The sequence below is a fragment of the Sinomonas susongensis genome, assembly GCF_005877005.1.
Lineage (GTDB): Bacteria > Actinomycetota > Actinomycetes > Actinomycetales > Micrococcaceae > Sinomonas > Sinomonas susongensis.
Window position 1 is genome coordinate 62,213 of record NZ_SSNH01000008.1, and the last position, 15,638, is coordinate 77,850.

Sequence of the window (15,638 nt, forward strand, 5' to 3'; positions counted from 1 at the left end):
CCCCCCCACAGGGCGGACTAGTCGCGGTCCTCGTCCCCGAAACCCGTCTGCGTGTGGCCGCCGCTCTCCGACGGGATGCCGGCGGCCCCCGCCGTGCCGAGTCCGATCCCGCTGCCGCGCCGGCGCCGCTCGCGATGCGGCGGCTCCTTTGCCTCCCCGTTCGGGTGGGGGCTGTGCAGGAGCATCGACTCCTGGTTGTGGCCGTAGCCCTCGTCCTGGTTGTAGCCCTCGGCCAGTCCGGGGTCGTCGCCGTAGACGGGGGTGTCCGTGTCGGCCGGCTCGGCCGGGGCGACGGGCTGGCCCGACGGATTGGGCTGGCTCGACGGATCGTGCTGGCTCGGCTGGGTCTCGGTCGCTTCGCTCGGGTCCATAGGGGAACCGTAGGCATACGACGCCGGAGGGCGCCAGCTCAGTCCGCCCTCGGCTGAGAGGGACGCAGCCGGGCGAGTCTCACACGAAGGCGGACTTCCCGGTCACAGCCCGCCCCACGATGAGCGAATTGATCTCGTAGCTGCCCTCGTACGTGTAGAGCACCTCGGCGTCCCCGAACAGCTTTGCCATCTCGAAGTCGCTCGAGATCCCGTTCCCGCCGAGCAACGACCGTCCGAGGGCCACCGAGGCCCGGGCGAGGCGCGTCGTCGTCCCCTTCGCCATCGCCGCCTGCACCATCTCGAGGCGTCCCGCCTGCTGGAGCCGCGCGATCTCGAGCATGAGCGAAAGCGAGGCCTGGGCGTTCCCCAGGATCTCGGAGAGCTGCTGCTGCACGAGCTGGAACGAGGCCAGCTCGCGGCCGAACTGCAGCCGGTCGAGAGCATACGCGCGCGCGACGTCGAACGCCGCGAGCTGGATGCCCGCCGCCTGCCAGCCCACCCAGGCACGCGAGTCGCGGAGGAGCTCGTTCGTCCGCGCGAACCGGGTGGCCCCGGGCAGCCGGTTCGCCTCGGGCACGCGCACCTCGTCGAGCGTGATGTCGGCGTTCTGGATGAGCCGCAGGCCGATCTTGTGCGCAATCTTCCGGGCACTGAAGCCCGTGCGCTCGGTCTCGACGATGAACCCCTTGATCTCGTGGTCCTCCACGTCGCGCGCCCACACGAGCGCGAAATCGGCGATCGTCCCACTGCCGATCCAGCGCTTGGCCCCGTTGAGGACCCACTCCCCGCCGTCGTGCCGTGCCGTTGTCGCGAGTCCGCCCGCGATGTCCGAGCCGTGCTCCGGCTCGGTGAGCGCGAAGGCGCCGAGCGCCGTGAAGCTCTCGAGGGGGCCGATCCAGCGCCGCTTCTGCTCTTCGGACCCGAGGGAGGCGATCATGCCGAGGATCAGCTCGTTGTGGATGCCGACGAGCGCCGAGAGCGAGACATCCGCCCGGGCCACTTCCGTGTACATGAGGCCCTTGAAGAGCGCGGACGTGCCGTCCGTCTGGAGCCGCGCGAGGCCAGCGTCCGCGAGCCCGGGAAGAAACTCGTGGGGGAACTCCTCGTTGTTCCAGTACTCGATGCTCGCTGGCCTGATGACGTTCTGGAGATAGTCGCGCGCGGCGTGATAGCGGCGCCGGTCCTCCGGAGGGAGGAGGTCGACGACGTGGAGGACGTCGGCGTCCGGGAACGGCGGGGCGGGCGGGCGAGTGGCGGCTTCAAGCGGTGATGGAGTCTCGAGCATGGGTGGCCCTCTCCGTGATCGGCTCCGGCCCTCGTGAGGCAGGGAGCAGTCTTCCGAACCGTTGGACGTCCTAGTATATTTCAAGGTGACGTGCATCACTAGGCCGGGCCCGACGACGAGCCCGAGCGGGGCGAGAGGCGCAGCATGACAGTCACCGACGACTTCCGGACGGCGCGAGACCGGCTCCTGGCCCTGCGCGAAGACTACGCGCGGGCCCACGACGAGTTCCGATGGCCACGGCTTTCTCAATTCAACTTCGCGTCCGACTGGTTCGACCACCTCGCCGTCGATCCCGAGCGCGGCACTGCGCCAGCCCTCGTGATCGTCGAGCAGGACGGCACGTCAACACGGAGGACCTTCGCCGAGCTCTCGGAAAGCTCGCGTCGAGTCGCCTCCTGGCTTCGCGAGCAGGGCGTGCGGCGCGGCGACCACATGATCATCATGCTCGGCAATCAGGTCGAGCTGTGGGAGCTCATTCTCGCGTGCATCCGGCTTGGCGTCGTCATGATCCCGACCACGACCCTCATGGGGCCGCGGGACCTTCGCGACCGGGTCGAGCGCGGGGCCGCCCGGTGGGCCGCCGTCGGCTCCGCCCACGTCGGCAAGTTCGACGACATCGAGGGCGACTGCACGCTCATCCGGGTTGGCCCTGCGGCGGTGGACGGCGGGGGGCCCCGCGTCCTCGACTACAGCGGGGCGGCGCAGGGGAGCCCGGACTTCGTTCCGGACGGTCCGACGGGCGGGGACGAGACCCTCCTGCTGTACTTCACGTCCGGTACCACGTCGAAGCCGAAGCTCGTCGAGCACACGCACACCTCGTACCCCGTCGGCCACCTCTCGACGATGTACTGGATCGGGCTCGAGCCCGGCGACGTGCATCTCAACGTCGCCTCGCCGGGCTGGGCGAAGCACGCGTGGTCGAACGTGTTCGCGCCGTGGATCGCCGAGGCCACGGTCTTCATCTACAACTACGAGCGCTTCGACGCGGAGGCTCTCCTCGACAGCATGGGCCGGCACGGGGTCACGAGCTTCTGCGCGCCGCCGACCGTGTGGCGCATGCTGATCCAGTCCGACCTCGCGCGGCTCGCCACCCCACCCCGGAAGGCCGTCTCTGCAGGGGAGCCGCTCAACGCCGAGGTCATCGAGCAGGTCGAGCGGGCGTGGGGCCTCACGATCCGCGACGGCTTCGGCCAGACCGAGACCACCGTCCAGGTCGCCAACACGCCTGGCCAGCCCGTCACCGCCGGCGCAATGGGACGCCCGCTGCCCGGCTACGACGTCGTCCTCGTCGACCCCGCGACAGGCGAGGAGGGCGACGACGGCGAGATCTGCCTCCGCCTCGATCCTCGGCCCGTGGGGCTTATGGCCGGGTACCACGGCGACCCCGAGCGGACCGCGGAGGCGTTCCGCGGCGGCTACTACCACACGGGCGATATGGCACGGAGGGACGCCGACGGCGTCATCACCTACGTGGGTCGCGGCGACGACGTCTTCAAGTCCTCGGACTACCGCCTCTCGCCGTTCGAGCTCGAGAGCGTGCTCATCGAGCATCCCGCCGTGGCGGAGGCCGCCGTCGTGCCGTCGCCGGACCCCGTCCGGCTCTCGGTGCCGAAGGCCTTCGTGGTGCTCGCACCGGGGTATGCGGCCGCGCCGGAGCTCGCGGAGGAGATCCTGCGGTACTGCCGCGAACACCTCGCGCCGTTCAAGCGGATCCGCCGGATCGAGTTCCGCGAGCTGCCCAAGACCATCTCGGGGAAGATCCGCCGTGTCGAGCTCCGCCACAGCGAGGAGGCGCGGCACTCCGACGGCTCGGGTGCCACCGGTGTCGAGTACTCCGAGGCCGACTTCCCCAGCCTGAAGGAGTGACGGTGGGCGCCCCGCTCCCGCGCGATCCCATCGCCGACGCACAGCGCAATTGGGAGCGCCGCGGATGGGGCGAGGTCGCCGCGCCCATGGCCGCGATCACGGCCATCATGCGGACCCAGCAGATCCTGCTCGGCCGCATCGAAGAGGTGCTGAAGCCGTTCGGCCTCACGTTCGCCCGCTACGAGCTGCTCGCGCTCCTGAGCTTCGCGCGCGGAGGCGAGCTTCCGATGAGCCGGGCCAGCGCCCTCCTGCAGGTGCACCCGACTTCGGTGACCAACGCCGTCGACCGCCTCCAGGGTGCCCGGCTCGTCCAGCGCTCGCGGCACCCGACGGATGGGCGCACCACGCTCGTCCGGCTCACCACCGAAGGCCGCTCCCTCGTCCAGAAGGCGACGGCGGCACTCAACTCGGAGGTCTTCGCGCAGTCGGGCTTCACGGACGACGACGTCGAGCAGCTCATCCGGGTCCTGCGCGGCTTCCGGCGGCGGGCGGGAGACTTCGCCGACCCCACCTGACGCGCCCGCGCCCCCAATCCGTTTCGGGTACAGCTAATCCCTCCCTGCGTCGTTTCGGGTACGGCTATGCCGGTCTGGGGTTGTTCGGGTAGGGCTACGGGGCGCCCACCAGAATCATCATTTTGTGCTGACTCTGTCGAGGTGGGGGTTGGTGTACCCGAGTTGGTTGGGGGTGGGGGGTTGGTGTACCCGAGTTGGTTGGGGGTGGGGGGTTGGTGTACCCGAGTTGGTTGGGGGTGGGGGGTTGGTGTACCCGAAACGTCGTGGAGGAGGGTTCGCTAGTCCTGTGACGAGCGGTCCCGGATATCGGTGATGATGCCCGAGAAGTCCCGCCGCGCGCCGTCGCCCGCAGCAAATTCGTCGTAGATCCTCGAGGCGAGCGGGCCCATCTGCGCGGCGACCCCAGTCTGTTCGATGGCCTGCAGTGCGAGCCGGAGGTCCTTGGCCATGAGCGTGCCGGCGAAGCCCGGCTGGTAGTCCCGGTTCGCAGGGCTCGTGGGCACAGGACCGGGGACCGGGCAGTTCGTCGTGAGGGCCCAGCACTGTCCCGAGGCATGGGCGGCGACGTCGAACAGCGCCTCATGGGTGAGGCCGAGCTTCTCTCCAAGCACGAACGCCTCGGACACCGCGATCATGGAGACGCCCAGGATCATGTTGTTGCAGACCTTCGCCGCCTGGCCGAGGCCGTGCCCGCCGCAAGGCACAATCCGCTTGCCCATGAAGCCCAGAAGCGGCTCGACCTCGGCGAAGTCCTGGTCCTCGCCTCCGACCATGAACGTGAGAGTCGCGGCCTCGGCCCCGACGACGCCGCCCGAGACGGGCGCGTCGACGAACCGGTGCCCCGCGCGGACCGCGGTCTCCGCGGCCTCACGGGCCTCGGCGACGTTGATCGTCGAGCAGTCGAGGAACAGCGTCCCCGGAGTTGCGTTCGCCAGCAGGCCGGGGTTTCCCTCACCGCCGCGGTAGACGTCCAGGACCTGTTGGCCGGTCTGCAGCATCGTGAGGACGACGGCGGCGCCCTCCGCCGCTTCGGCCGCGGACCCCGCGACCTCGACCCCCAGGGCGCGGGCAGCTTCGGCGGCCGCAGGGAACGGGTCGAAGCCGATCACCTTCTTCCCGGCCTTGACGAGGTTGGCCGCCATCGGGGCGCCCATGTGGCCGAGGCCGAGGAAGGCGATCCGCCCGCTCGCGACTCCGTTCTCGCTCATGTCAGCTTCCTTCCGGCATCACGAAGTGGGCGCCCTGGCGGATCCCGGAGGGCCAGCGGCTCGTCACGGTCTTGGTCTTCGTGTAGAAGCGGAAGGCGTCGGGCCCGTGCTGGTTGAGGTCCCCGAAGCCGGAGGCCTTCCAGCCGCCGAACGTGTAGTAGGCGATCGGCACAGGGATCGGAACGTTGACCCCGACCATCCCCACTTCGACGCGGCTCGCGAAGTCCCGGGCGGAGTCGCCGTCGCGCGTGAAGATGGCGACGCCGTTGCCGTACGGGTTCTCGCTGCAGAGCCGGAGGGCGTCCTCGTAGTCCTCGGCGCGGACGACGCTCAGCACGGGCCCGAAGATCTCGTCGCGGTAGATGCTCATTTCCGGCGTGACCCGGTCGAAGAGGGTTGCGCCGACCCAGAAGCCGTCTTCGAAGCCGTCCACCGCCGCGCCGCGGCCGTCGGCCACGAGGGTTGCGCCCTCCTCGACGCCCGCCGCGATGTAGTCCTCGATCCGCTCCTTGGCCGCGGGCGTCACGACAGGCCCGAAGTCGGAGCCCTTGTCGAGGCTCGGGCCCACGGTCAGGCCTTGGATGCGGCTTTCGAGTGCCGCGATGAGACGGTCGCCCGTCTCCTCTCCGACGGGCACCGCGACAGAGATCGCCATGCAGCGCTCGCCGGCGGAGCCATACGCGGCACCGATGAGGGCGTCCGCGGCCATGTCGAGGTCCGCGTCCGGCATGATCACCATGTGGTTCTTGGCGCCGCCGAAGCACTGGGCCCGCTTGCCGTGCGCGGCGGCGGTCGCGTAGATGTACTGGGCGATCGGCGTGGAGCCCACGAAGCCGATGGCTTTGACGCGCGGGTCCTCGAGGAGCGTGTCCACGGCCTCTTTGTCGCCGTTCACCACGTTGAAGACGCCGTCGGGCAGCCCGGCCTCGGTGAAGAGCTCCGCGAGCCGCAGGGGCACCGAAGGGTCCCGTTCCGAGGGCTTGAGGATGAAGGCGTTGCCTGCGGCGAGCGCCGGGCCGCACTGCCACAGCGGAATCATCGCGGGGAAGTTGAACGGCGCGATGCCGGCGACGACGCCGAGGGGCTGGCGGAGCGAGTGGACGTCGAGGCCTTGGCCCACGCTGTCGGAGAACTCTCCCTTGAGGAGGTGCGGCGCGCCGGCCGAGAACTCGACGACCTCGATGCCGCGTTGGACGTCGCTCCGGGCATCGGCGAGGGTCTTGCCGTGCTCGCGTGAGAGCAGCTCGGCGAGCTCGTCGAGGTTGGCGTTGACGAGGTCGACGAACCTGAGGAGGATCCTGCCTCGCCGCTGCGGATTGAGCGCGGCCCATTCGGCCTGGCCCTTCTCGGCGCTCGCGATGGCGCCCCGGACCTCGTCCGCACTGGCCAGGGGGACCCTGCCCTGCACCCTGCCTCTGCACGGGTCGAAGATGTCCCCGAAGCGTCCTGAGGTGCCCTCGACTCGCTGCCCACCGACGTAGTGGGAAAGGTCGTAGACCGTGTTGGAGGACTCTTGCACCATGACGGAACGCTCCTTTGCATCCGGTCCGGATTGTGATCCACGTCTCTTCGGGATCTAGGTTCGAAGATACTCGGACTTCCAACTAAGTTCCAGAGGCAGGGGGCGGGCCCGGGCGGGGGCCCGTCGGAGAGAGCGGACCGACTACGCGATGGCGTCGAAGAGCCCCGCGAGTTCCTCGGTCAGGGCCTTGACGAGCGCAGGCTCGCCGATGGCCTTGCCGTCGAGGTGGTTCACCGGCGTGAGGAGCCGCACCGAGGAGATGAGCCAGAGGGCGTCGGCGTCGAACAGGTCCTCAGGCTCGAGCGGGCCGTAGCCGAGCTCCCACCCCGCCTCCTTCGCGGCGGCGAAGAGCGCCCCCTGCGAGGTGCCCGGGAGGATCCCGGAATCGAGCTGGGGGGTGACGAGCCTCTTGGCGGTGATGCGGCCGCCGTCGTCCGTTTCCGCGTGGGCGACCAGAACCGTCGAGGTGGGGCCCTCGAGCACCCGGCCGTCGGAGGAGGTGAAGATGACGTCGTCGGCGCCCTGGGCGTGCGCGTAGCGGAGCGCGGCCATGTTGACGGCGTAGCTGAGCGTCTTCGCGCCGAGCAGGAGCCAGGGCGCCCTTTCGGCAAGGTCGGAATCGTAGCCGCGGTCGAGGAGGATGGCGTCGACGCCCTCCTCGCGCTGCCGCCTCGCGGACTGCGCTGGGGCGAAGGCCGCAACCCAGCACGTCGGCACATGCTCGCCCTCCACGCCGCGCGTGGCCACGAGCCGCACGACGACCTCGTCGAGCACCCCCACCGTCCGCTGGTACTCCGCCAGCGCGGTAGCGATCGCGCGCTCCCAGGCCTCGTGCCCGGGGATCGCGAGCTCGAGCATGCGCGCGCTCGAGCCGAGCCGCGAGAGGTGCGCAGGGAGCTTGCGGACGTGGCCGTCGAGCACGAGGAGCGTCTCGAAGATGCCGTCGCCGCGGGTCACCCCAAGATCGGTCGCAGAGAGCGTGGGCCTTCCGGCGTCCTCGACACGACCGTCGGGGTGGGTGGGGTCGAGGAAGACGAGCACGGTCTGAGTCATGGGGACAGCTTAGGCTGTGCCCATGCTCTTCCAGCTGCCTCTCATCGGCGTCCTGCCGGACTGGGCAACGTTTTTCGTTGCGGTCATCGACCTCGTGATCCGGGTCGCCGTCCTCGGCATCATCCCCGGCAACCGGCGCCCGACGACCGCCATGGCGTGGCTGCTCGCCATCTTCGTCATCCCCACGGTCGGGCTCCTGCTGTTCCTCATGTTCGGCAACTTCCGGGTGTCCCGGAAGCGCCGTGAGCAGCAGCAGGAGGTCGACAACCGGGTGCGCGCAACGCTTGCGAGGTCCGACGACGTCGACACTCGCTTCCCGGGGGCCGAGTGGCTTCATTCGGCGGCCGCGCTCAACCGGCACCTCGGTTCGCTGCCCATGGTCAACGGGAACACCGTCCGGCTCATCCCCGGCTACGAGGACGCGCTCGCCGAGATGGCGGAAGCCGTGCGGGGCGCCCAGCGGTTCGTCAACGCAGAGTTCTACATCATGAGCTCGGACGAGGTGACGGACGAGCTCTTCACTGCGCTCGAGGAGGCGGCGGAGCGAGGGGTCGAGGTCCGGCTGCTGTTCGACCACATCGGAACGGCACGGATCCACGGCTACCGTGGCCTGCTGCGGCGGTTGGGCGCCTCCAAGATCCAGTGGCAGCGGATGCTCCCGCTCCTTCCGCTCCTGGGCCACTGGCGGCGTCCGGATCTGCGCAACCACCGCAAGATCCTCGTGATCGACGGCGAGGTCGCTTTCACCGGATCGCTCAACCTCATCGAGCGCTCGTACCGGAACCCGCGGCACCGCCGGGTAGGCCGCAAGTGGGTCGAGCTCATGGCGCGGCTCGACGGACCGGCTGTGACGACCCTCAATGTCGTCTTCGCGACGGACTGGCTGAGCGAGACCGGCCAGCTCCTGGGCGAGCAGATGGAGCCGCCCGAGCCCGTCGGGGAGATGGCGGCGCAGGTCGTCCCGAGCGGCCCCGCCTTCGCGAACGAGAACAACCTCCGCCTCTTCAACACGCTCATCTACTCGGCGCAGCACCGGCTGTCCATCTGCAGCCCGTATTTCGTGCCCGACGATTCGCTCCTCTACGCGGTGACGACGGCGGCGCAGCGCGGGGTCGACGTCGAGCTGTTCGTGTCCGAGCAGGGCGACCAGTTCCTCGTCCATCACGCCCAGCAGTCCTACTACGAGGTGCTGCTTGCCGCCGGGGTGAAGATCTACCGCTACCCGAAGCCGTACGTCCTCCACGCCAAGCACTTCACCGTCGACGACGACGTCGCCGTCCTCGGCTCGTCCAACATGGACATGCGCTCGTTCTCCCTCAACATGGAGGTCTCGCTCATGCTGCCCGGGGCGAGCATCGTCGCGCAGATGCGCCGGGTCGAGGACATGTACCGCAAGATCAGCCTGCCCGTCGACCTCCACACGTGGCGGCAGCGCTCGCTCCTCAGCCGCTACGTGGACAACGTCGCGCGCCTCACCGCAACGGTGCAGTGATCACTCGGGGAACGTCGCGCCGAGGGTGCTGAGGACCGCGAACGATTTGGCGCGGATCTCGTCGTGCTCGGCGTCTGGGTCGGAGTCGGCGACGACGGCGCCGCCCACCCCGAGCGAGAGCCTCGCGGTGCCGTCCTCGTTCGCCGCGACGATGAGGGTGCGGATCACGACGCTGAGGTCCGCCGCGCCCGTGCGCGAGAAGTAGCCGATCGCACCCGAGTAGACGCCGCGCGGCGCCCCTTCGAGCCGGTCAAGGATGTCCATGGTGCTGATCTTCGGCGCCCCGGTCATGGACCCGGGCGGGAAGGCGGCCGCGACGGCCTCGGCCCGGGAGGCGCCGGGGCGGAGCTTCGCCTCGACCGTGCTGACGAGCTGGTGGACCGTGGCGTAGGTTTCGACGGCGAAGAGCCGGGCCACCGTGACCGATCCGGGGACGGCGAAGTGGCTCAGGTCGTTGCGGAGCAGGTCCACGATCATGAGGTTCTCGGCGCGGTCCTTGGCATTGCCCGCGAGTTCGGCGCGGACGAGGGCGTCCTCGTCAGGAAGCACTCCGGGCGCTCGGCGCCGGGTGCCCTTGATCGGCTCGGCGCGCAGCCCGCCGTCGTCCGCGATGCTCAGGAAGCGCTCGGGGGAGCTGCTCGCGATGGCGGCGGTACCGAAGCGGGCGAAGGCGGCGAACGGCGCGGGGCTCCGCCGCCGCAAGGCCTGGTACACGGCCCACGCGTCGAGCTCCGCGGCCGCCACGGTCGCCCGGAGGGCGGTCGTGAGGCAGACCTCGTAGGTTGTCCCCTCGGTGATCTCGGCCTTCGCGGCACGGACCCTGTCCCGGTACGCGGCGCCGTCGTCCCGTGCCGAGAAGGCGGGCGCGGCGGGGAGCCGAAGGGGCTTCTCGCGAGCCCCGGAGGCGGCGCCGCGCACGAGGCGCGCGGCTTCGTCGAGCCATGCGTCGGCGTCGGGCGCCGCGAGGGCGAGCAGCCACGCCTCCTCGCGCTCGTGGTCCAGGACGACGGCGCGGGCCGCGTGGACGAGCTGGGCGTCGGGCATGCCGAGGCCGTCCGCGGAGGCGGCGCTCACGTCATTGCCGCCGCATTCGCGCTTGAGCTCGTAGCCGAGGTAGCCGAGCCAGCCGAGCGCGAACCCGCACTCGAGGCCCGGGGGTGCAGGCTCCCCGCCGTGGGCCCACGAGCCGTCCAGCCAGCGGAAGAACGGCTGGTCGAAGCGTGCGGTCGCGGGCGTGGGTGTCTGGGGGCCGAACGTCACGCTCGTGACGCCGTCGCTGTGGGCCAGCCGGCGCCCGAGGAGGCCGCCGTCGTCGGCCATGATGCTGAAGCGGTTCCGGGCCCCCGCGCCGGGGGCCGAAGCACCGGGGGAACTGGGCCGGTCGGACGAGTCCAGCCAGACGGCGTGCGCCGCCTCGCCGTACATGGCGTCGAAGAGCGCGCTCGGCTCGGGAGCGGCGGTGATCCGCCTGACGACGACGGCCGCGGAGTCACGCTCGGCACGTTCCGGGGCGAGCGCCTCGCGGAGGGCCGGGACCTCTGCCAGCGCGTCGAGCACGCGGCGGGTCGTCTGCTCGGGGCGGGGAGTCCCTGCGGAGGAGGCGACCGTGACCGCGGCGGCGGCAGCGACGTCGTCGGCCGCGAGCCACGCGTCCTCCTGCGCGGCCCAGCGCTCCCAGTGCGGCGCGTACGTCTCGCCGTCGCGCTCGAGCGCGCGACGGCGCCGCTCGCCGGCGGGGGCCTCGACCCAGACGACCGCGTCCCCGACGCCTCGGAGCTGCTTCGCACCAGCCCCGACGCCCTCGAGCACCACGATCTCGGCAGGCTCTGTCACCCGCTCTTCGCCTTCGGCCCCGGCGAGCCAGTCCCAGGCGCGCCAGCGGGCGGGCTCACCGCGCCGGAGCGGGGCGAGGACGTCGGCAGCACAGCGCTCGATCCCGCGCGCGAGCCCATCCCACCCCGGATACAGGTCTTCGAGGTGGACCAGTGCGACCGTGCGGTGCTCGCGCAGGGCCGCCGCGAGCTCGACGGCGAGGGACGTCTTTCCCGCGCCCGAGCGGCCGTCGACGGCGATCACGCTCGGGCGGGCAATGCGCTGCTGGGTCACGCCCCGGCGAGCAGAGGGGGTCGGCGCGTGAGCTCGTGCCGCACATGCTCGACGATGCCCGGGACGGCGGCGTTGACGAGCTGCCAAGTGGACTCGAAATCGCTCTGGTCGCCGAACCACGGGTCCTCGATGCCCTGGTCCATCGGATCGAGGTGGGCGACGGCGGGGTCGAAGGAGCGCAGCATGCGCACCTTCTCGGCCATGCCCTCGGGCGCGAATTCGCGGAGGTGGCCGTAGTGGTCGATGTCGAGCGCGAGGATGAGGTCGCGCTCGCCGTACCACTCGGGCTGGAACTGCCGGGCCACGTGCTTGCCCGGACGCAGCCCATGGGCGTCGAGGACGCGTGCAGCACGAGGATCGATCGGCCGGCCGGCCTCGTAGTTGGTGGTGCCCGCAGAGTCCACGACAGCACGATCCGCGAGGCCTGCCATACGCAGCGCGTCGGCGAGCATGAACTCGGCCATGGGGGAGCGGCAGATGTTCCCGGTGCAGACCGTGATGATCCGGTAGGGGCTCGCCGTCGAGTTCATGGATCAAGCATAGGGTGAGCCGCGCGCCCGCCCGGAATCGGGAGGCTAGATGGCCGCGAGCAGGATGCCGACGCCCACGAAGAGCAACCCGAAGATCCGGTCGAGCACCCTCTGCCCGCCCTCGTTGCGGGTGAAGCGCTGGAAGCTCTTGGCGGCGAGGGCGAAGAAGAACCACATCACCACGATGTCGACCCCAACGATCGTCGCTCCGATCACGAGGTACTGGCTCCACAGCGGGAGCTCGGGCTTCACGAAGCCTGGGATGAACGCGAGGAAGAAGACAATCGCCTTGGGGTTGAGCAGGTTGACCCAGAGTCCGCGCTGGGCCATCGACAGTGCGGACTCGTTGACGAGCGGCGCGCTGGCCGCGGCGGACGCGTCCGGCCGGCGGAGAATCTGCCGTATGCCCAGATAGACGAGGTAGGCCGCTCCGAGGTAGCGGATCACGTTGAACGCGATGGGCGAGCTCGCGACGAGCACCCCGATGCCTGCCGCGACGATCGCGAGGTGCACCACGAGGGCGGCCTGCTGGCCGAGAATGCCCCAGAAGGCGCGGCGGAAGCCCGCATTCAGCGAGTTGCTCATCGTGTTGATGGCGCCAGCGCCGGGCGTGAAGCTGATGAGGAGGCAGGCACCGAGGAGGGCAGCCCAGATCGAGAAAGGCACGTTTCAAGATTAGGGCTGTTCTCAGGGCGCTACGCCCGGCCGATGACCTCCCCGTTGGGGATCAGGAACCAGCCGTCCGTCGAGGAACCCCAGCGGTGCCAGCCCGCGGCGATCCGCTCGAGGTCCACGCGGTCGGCGAAGCCGTAGTCGAGGGCCTGCTCGGCGAAGGCCGAGTGCAGCACCCGCTCGCTCCACACGCGCGCCTGCCACGTGCGGAGCTGCGGCGTCGCATAGAGCCAGTTGCTGCTCGAGGGGGCGACGTCGGTGAAGCCGGCTTCCTGCATCCAGCTCACGAGCCGCCGCCCCGCGTCGGGCTCGGCGCCGTTGCGCCGGGCAATCCGCTGATACAGCTCCATCCATTCGGAGAGCTCGGGGATCTCGGGGTACCAGCTCATTCCGTGGAAGTCTGCGTCCCGGACCGCGACGACGCCGCCGGGCTTGGTCACGCGACGCATTTCGCGGACGGCGGCGACTGGATCCGTGAGGTGCTGGAGCACCTGGTGGGCGTGGACGACGTCGAACGTCTCATCCTCCAGGTCGAGGTCGTACACATTGCCCGCCTCGAACCTCACGTTGCCGATCCCGCGGTCCTCGCCGAGCGCACGCGCTTGGGCGATGACCTCCTCGGAGCGGTCGACGCCGACGACCTCACCCGGCGCGGCGAGCACCGCGAAGTCGCACGTGATGCTGCCGGGACCGCACCCGACGTCGAGCACCCGGGCTCCTGGGACGAGATGGGGGAGGACGAAGGCGGCCGAGTTCTCCGCCGTGCGGGCCGCATGGGCGCGCACCACGCTCTCGTGGTGGCCGTGGGTGTAGACGTCCTCGGGAGTGGTCTGCTGCCCTTCCATGGCACAACGTTACGCAAAATGCGCTCATCGCCGGTGACAGGCGCGACAGAGGCGGGTGATTTTGGCTACGAAAACCGCTTCCGGGGAAAAGACCCGAACACTGCCTGCCTACGCTTGAAAGGCAAAAGCAAACGCGGCGGGCAACGGTGCCCTTTCTGCAGACCGAGAGGAGCACCACGCCATGTCCCTTCTGGACAGCCACACCCCGCGCCGCCGCAAGGGCCCGTTCGGCCGCCGTCCGATGCGCCTCGGCGAGGACATCCTGCTCGCCCGCCACGGCTCGCACATCAACCGCCTGACGCACGACCGGCGCAATCACCGCATGGTCGCGGTCCTGGACAACGGCGCGGTCGACTACGCGTCGAACGTCCTCGTGGCCGCGCGCCCGACGCCGATCACGCGGCTCCAGCAGCAGATCGAGGACGTCCGCGAAGGAGTCTCCCCGGTCACCAAGTCCGACCTCCGCGTGCTCGGCTGGTTCACGGCAGGATGGGCTCTCGTCTCCGCCCTGTTCGTGGTCGCCCTCGTCGCGATCGCGTCGTCGTCGGGTGCCGCGGCGTTCGCCCAGGCCGCGACGCTCTTCCCCAACTACTGATCCGCCTCGCCCCCGGCTGCTGATCCAATCTCGCCCCGCCTGCGAGCGTAGGCTGGATCGGTGACCCAGCCCACGGGCCGATCCGCCCATCCCGAGCCCTCGACGCCGTCGGAATCGACGTCGTCCGCTGCCGCTGCCGCGCCTTCTTCGTGGAGTCCTCGCCTCGCCCTGCTCGTCGCGGCGACGTACTTCATGGAGTTCCTCGACGGCACAGCGCTCTCGACGGCGTTGCCGGCGATCGGCTCGGACTTCCACGTCGTTCCGGCTGACGTGAACGTGGCGATGACGGCCTACCTCATCGCCGTTGCGATGGGCATTCCCTTCAGCTCCTGGCTCGCGGAGCGGTTCGGCCCGCGCCGTGTGTTCTGCACGGCCATTGCGGTCTTCACGATTGCCTCCCTCCTGTGCGCGATCAGCCCGAACCTCGCCGCCCTCACAGCGTTCAGGGCCCTGCAGGGCTTCGGGGGCGCGATGATGGTGCCGGTCGGTTCGCTCGTCGTGCTCCGGGGCACGCCGAAGGACCAGCTGCTCAAGGCGACCGCCTACCTCGTCTGGCCGGGCCTGCTCGCACCCGTGCTGGCTCCGCTCGTGGGCGGCGCGATCACCCAGTACCTGTCGTGGCACTGGATCTTCCTCGTCAACCTTCCTCTCGGTGCGGCCGCGTTCGTGGCCGCGCTCCGGCTCGTCCCCTCGGGAGGGGCCGACCGGGGGCGGCGGCTCGACTGGCCCGGCCTTGCGCTCACGACGCTCGGGGTCGCCGCCGTCGTCGTCGGCCTCGAGCTGTTCAGCGAGGGGCGCCCCGCGGGGTGGGCCGCGGCGTCGCTCGTGGTGGGGCTCGCTGCGCTGGTCGGCGCCGTCGCCTGGATGCGCCGTGCGCCCCGCCCGCTCTTCGACTTCGCAGTCCTGCACGTGCGCACTTTCCGCGCTACGCAGACCGGCGGCTTCGTCTACCGGCTCACCATCCAGTCCATCCCGTTCCTCCTCCCGCTGCTCTTCCAGGACGGCTTCGGGTGGGACCCCGTCCATGCGGGCCTGCTCGTCGCCGCGGTCTTCGTGGGCAACATCGGGATCAAGCCGGCGACGACGCCGCTCATCCGGCGCTTCGGATTCAAGCCCGTGCTCGTGACTGCCGCCGCCGCCTCGGCCGTTACCTTCGTCGGGTGCGCCGTCCTCGCCCCAAGCGTCCCCGATCTGCTCATCGCGCTGCTGCTCCTCGTCTCGGGTGCTTTCCGTTCGATCGGCTTCTCCGCCTACATGAACGTGCAGTACGCCGACGTCTCGGCTGAGCAGCTGCCGAGCGCCAACGCGATTGCGAACACCCTCGTCCAGCTTGCCGCTGCGCTCGGGGTGGCGCTCGCGGCCCTGCTCATCCGCGCGGGCATCGCCTTCCTTCCCGCGGGAACCGACCACGCCGGGCCCTACCGGGTCGCCTTCCTCGCCGTCGCCGTCCTCATGCTCGTGAGTGTCGTCGACAGCCTGCTCCTGCCGCGGCATGCGGGAACGCAGGTGAGCGGGCGCCGCGCCTGAACCTGAGTCCATCGGACTCAAGTCCATTTGACAGCGGGCGGAGACCGCGTA

Annotated in this window: 14 protein-coding genes; 5 read left to right on the top strand and 9 right to left on the bottom strand. The window is 70.2% G+C overall.

What is annotated here, in order from left to right; all coding sequences use genetic code 11:
- Positions 1-17: 17 nt before the first annotated feature.
- Together E6A21_RS11980 and E6A21_RS11985 are read right to left on the bottom strand one after the other, a co-directional pair.
- Positions 18-371 (bottom strand): hypothetical protein, encoded by a 354-nt coding sequence (locus E6A21_RS11980; protein ID WP_138444392.1) that lies wholly within the window; start codon positions 369-371, stop codon positions 18-20.
- A gap of 79 nt (positions 372-450) precedes the next feature.
- Entirely contained in the window at positions 451-1,656 is a 1,206-nt protein-coding gene (locus E6A21_RS11985; protein ID WP_246036437.1) for an acyl-CoA dehydrogenase family protein, read from the bottom strand.
- Positions 1,657-1,800: 144 nt separating this feature from the next.
- On the opposite strand from E6A21_RS11985, the gene E6A21_RS11990 reads away from it, so the two are divergent.
- A complete protein-coding gene (locus E6A21_RS11990; RefSeq protein ID WP_138444393.1) occupies positions 1,801-3,522 on the top strand; it encodes an AMP-binding protein in 1,722 nt (573 codons plus the stop codon).
- 2 nt (positions 3,523-3,524) lie between these two features.
- Complete coding sequence (locus E6A21_RS11995; protein WP_138444394.1) at positions 3,525-4,037, top strand: MarR family winged helix-turn-helix transcriptional regulator; 513 nt, start codon at positions 3,525-3,527, stop codon at positions 4,035-4,037.
- Between the two features lie 278 nt (positions 4,038-4,315).
- On the opposite strand, the gene mmsB is transcribed toward E6A21_RS11995, so the two are convergent.
- The 3 genes from mmsB to E6A21_RS12010 form a co-directional block, all read right to left on the bottom strand.
- Positions 4,316-5,245, bottom strand: coding sequence for a 3-hydroxyisobutyrate dehydrogenase (gene mmsB, locus E6A21_RS12000; protein WP_138444395.1), 930 nt, complete (start codon positions 5,243-5,245; stop codon positions 4,316-4,318).
- Between the two features lies 1 nt (position 5,246).
- On the bottom strand, positions 5,247-6,767 hold the full coding sequence (locus E6A21_RS12005) for a CoA-acylating methylmalonate-semialdehyde dehydrogenase (protein WP_138444396.1): 1,521 nt from the start codon (positions 6,765-6,767) through the stop codon (positions 5,247-5,249).
- A 141-nt stretch (positions 6,768-6,908) separates the two neighbouring features.
- Positions 6,909-7,820 carry an aminodeoxychorismate lyase gene (locus E6A21_RS12010; RefSeq protein WP_138444397.1) on the bottom strand — a complete coding sequence of 304 codons (912 nt, stop codon included), beginning with the start codon at positions 7,818-7,820 and terminating at the stop codon, positions 6,909-6,911.
- 22 nt (positions 7,821-7,842) lie between these two features.
- On the opposite strand from E6A21_RS12010, the gene cls reads away from it, so the two are divergent.
- Positions 7,843-9,312 carry a cardiolipin synthase gene (gene cls / locus E6A21_RS12015; RefSeq protein WP_138444398.1) on the top strand — a complete coding sequence of 490 codons (1,470 nt, stop codon included), beginning with the start codon at positions 7,843-7,845 and terminating at the stop codon, positions 9,310-9,312.
- On the opposite strand, the gene pabB is transcribed toward cls, so the two are convergent.
- From pabB to E6A21_RS12035, 4 genes are read right to left on the bottom strand one after another with little or no spacing between them, the layout of a single operon-like run.
- Positions 9,313-11,418 (bottom strand): aminodeoxychorismate synthase component I, encoded by a 2,106-nt coding sequence (pabB, locus tag E6A21_RS12020; RefSeq protein ID WP_246036439.1) that lies wholly within the window; start codon positions 11,416-11,418, stop codon positions 9,313-9,315.
- Positions 11,415-11,948 (bottom strand): low molecular weight protein-tyrosine-phosphatase, encoded by a 534-nt coding sequence (locus E6A21_RS12025; RefSeq protein WP_138444399.1) that lies wholly within the window; start codon positions 11,946-11,948, stop codon positions 11,415-11,417. The genes pabB and E6A21_RS12025 overlap by 4 nt, the downstream gene beginning before the upstream one ends.
- A gap of 45 nt (positions 11,949-11,993) precedes the next feature.
- Positions 11,994-12,614 carry a LysE family transporter gene (locus E6A21_RS12030; RefSeq protein WP_138444400.1) on the bottom strand — a complete coding sequence of 207 codons (621 nt, stop codon included), beginning with the start codon at positions 12,612-12,614 and terminating at the stop codon, positions 11,994-11,996.
- Positions 12,615-12,643: 29 nt separating this feature from the next.
- The gene (locus tag E6A21_RS12035) at positions 12,644-13,465 is read right to left on the bottom strand and encodes a methyltransferase domain-containing protein (RefSeq protein ID WP_138444401.1); all 822 of its coding nucleotides are present in this window, start codon (positions 13,463-13,465) and stop codon (positions 12,644-12,646) included.
- Positions 13,466-13,646: 181 nt separating this feature from the next.
- Here E6A21_RS12035 and E6A21_RS12040 point away from each other — a divergent pair, with 181 nt between their 5' ends.
- Positions 13,647-14,060, top strand: coding sequence for a hypothetical protein (locus E6A21_RS12040; protein ID WP_138444402.1), 414 nt, complete (start codon positions 13,647-13,649; stop codon positions 14,058-14,060).
- Positions 14,061-14,228: 168 nt separating this feature from the next.
- Positions 14,229-15,587, top strand: a complete 1,359-nt coding sequence (locus E6A21_RS12045) for an MFS transporter (protein ID WP_246036465.1) — start codon at positions 14,229-14,231, stop codon at positions 15,585-15,587.
- Positions 15,588-15,638: the final 51 nt, after the last annotated feature.

Coding starts and splice junctions, on each gene's coding strand:
- E6A21_RS11980 (WP_138444392.1), bottom strand. CDS start 371: ATGGACCCGAGCGAAGCGACCGAGACCCAGCCGAGCCAGCACGATCCG.
- E6A21_RS11985 (WP_246036437.1), bottom strand. CDS start 1,656: ATGCTCGAGACTCCATCACCGCTTGAAGCCGCCACTCGCCCGCCCGCC.
- E6A21_RS11990 (WP_138444393.1), top strand. CDS start 1,801: ATGACAGTCACCGACGACTTCCGGACGGCGCGAGACCGGCTCCTGGCC.
- mmsB (WP_138444395.1), bottom strand. CDS start 5,245: ATGAGCGAGAACGGAGTCGCGAGCGGGCGGATCGCCTTCCTCGGCCTC.
- E6A21_RS12005 (WP_138444396.1), bottom strand. CDS start 6,767: ATGGTGCAAGAGTCCTCCAACACGGTCTACGACCTTTCCCACTACGTC.
- E6A21_RS12010 (WP_138444397.1), bottom strand. CDS start 7,820: ATGACTCAGACCGTGCTCGTCTTCCTCGACCCCACCCACCCCGACGGT.
- cls (WP_138444398.1), top strand. CDS start 7,843: ATGCTCTTCCAGCTGCCTCTCATCGGCGTCCTGCCGGACTGGGCAACG.
- E6A21_RS12025 (WP_138444399.1), bottom strand. CDS start 11,948: ATGAACTCGACGGCGAGCCCCTACCGGATCATCACGGTCTGCACCGGG.
- E6A21_RS12035 (WP_138444401.1), bottom strand. CDS start 13,465: ATGGAAGGGCAGCAGACCACTCCCGAGGACGTCTACACCCACGGCCAC.
- E6A21_RS12040 (WP_138444402.1), top strand. CDS start 13,647: ATGTCCCTTCTGGACAGCCACACCCCGCGCCGCCGCAAGGGCCCGTTC.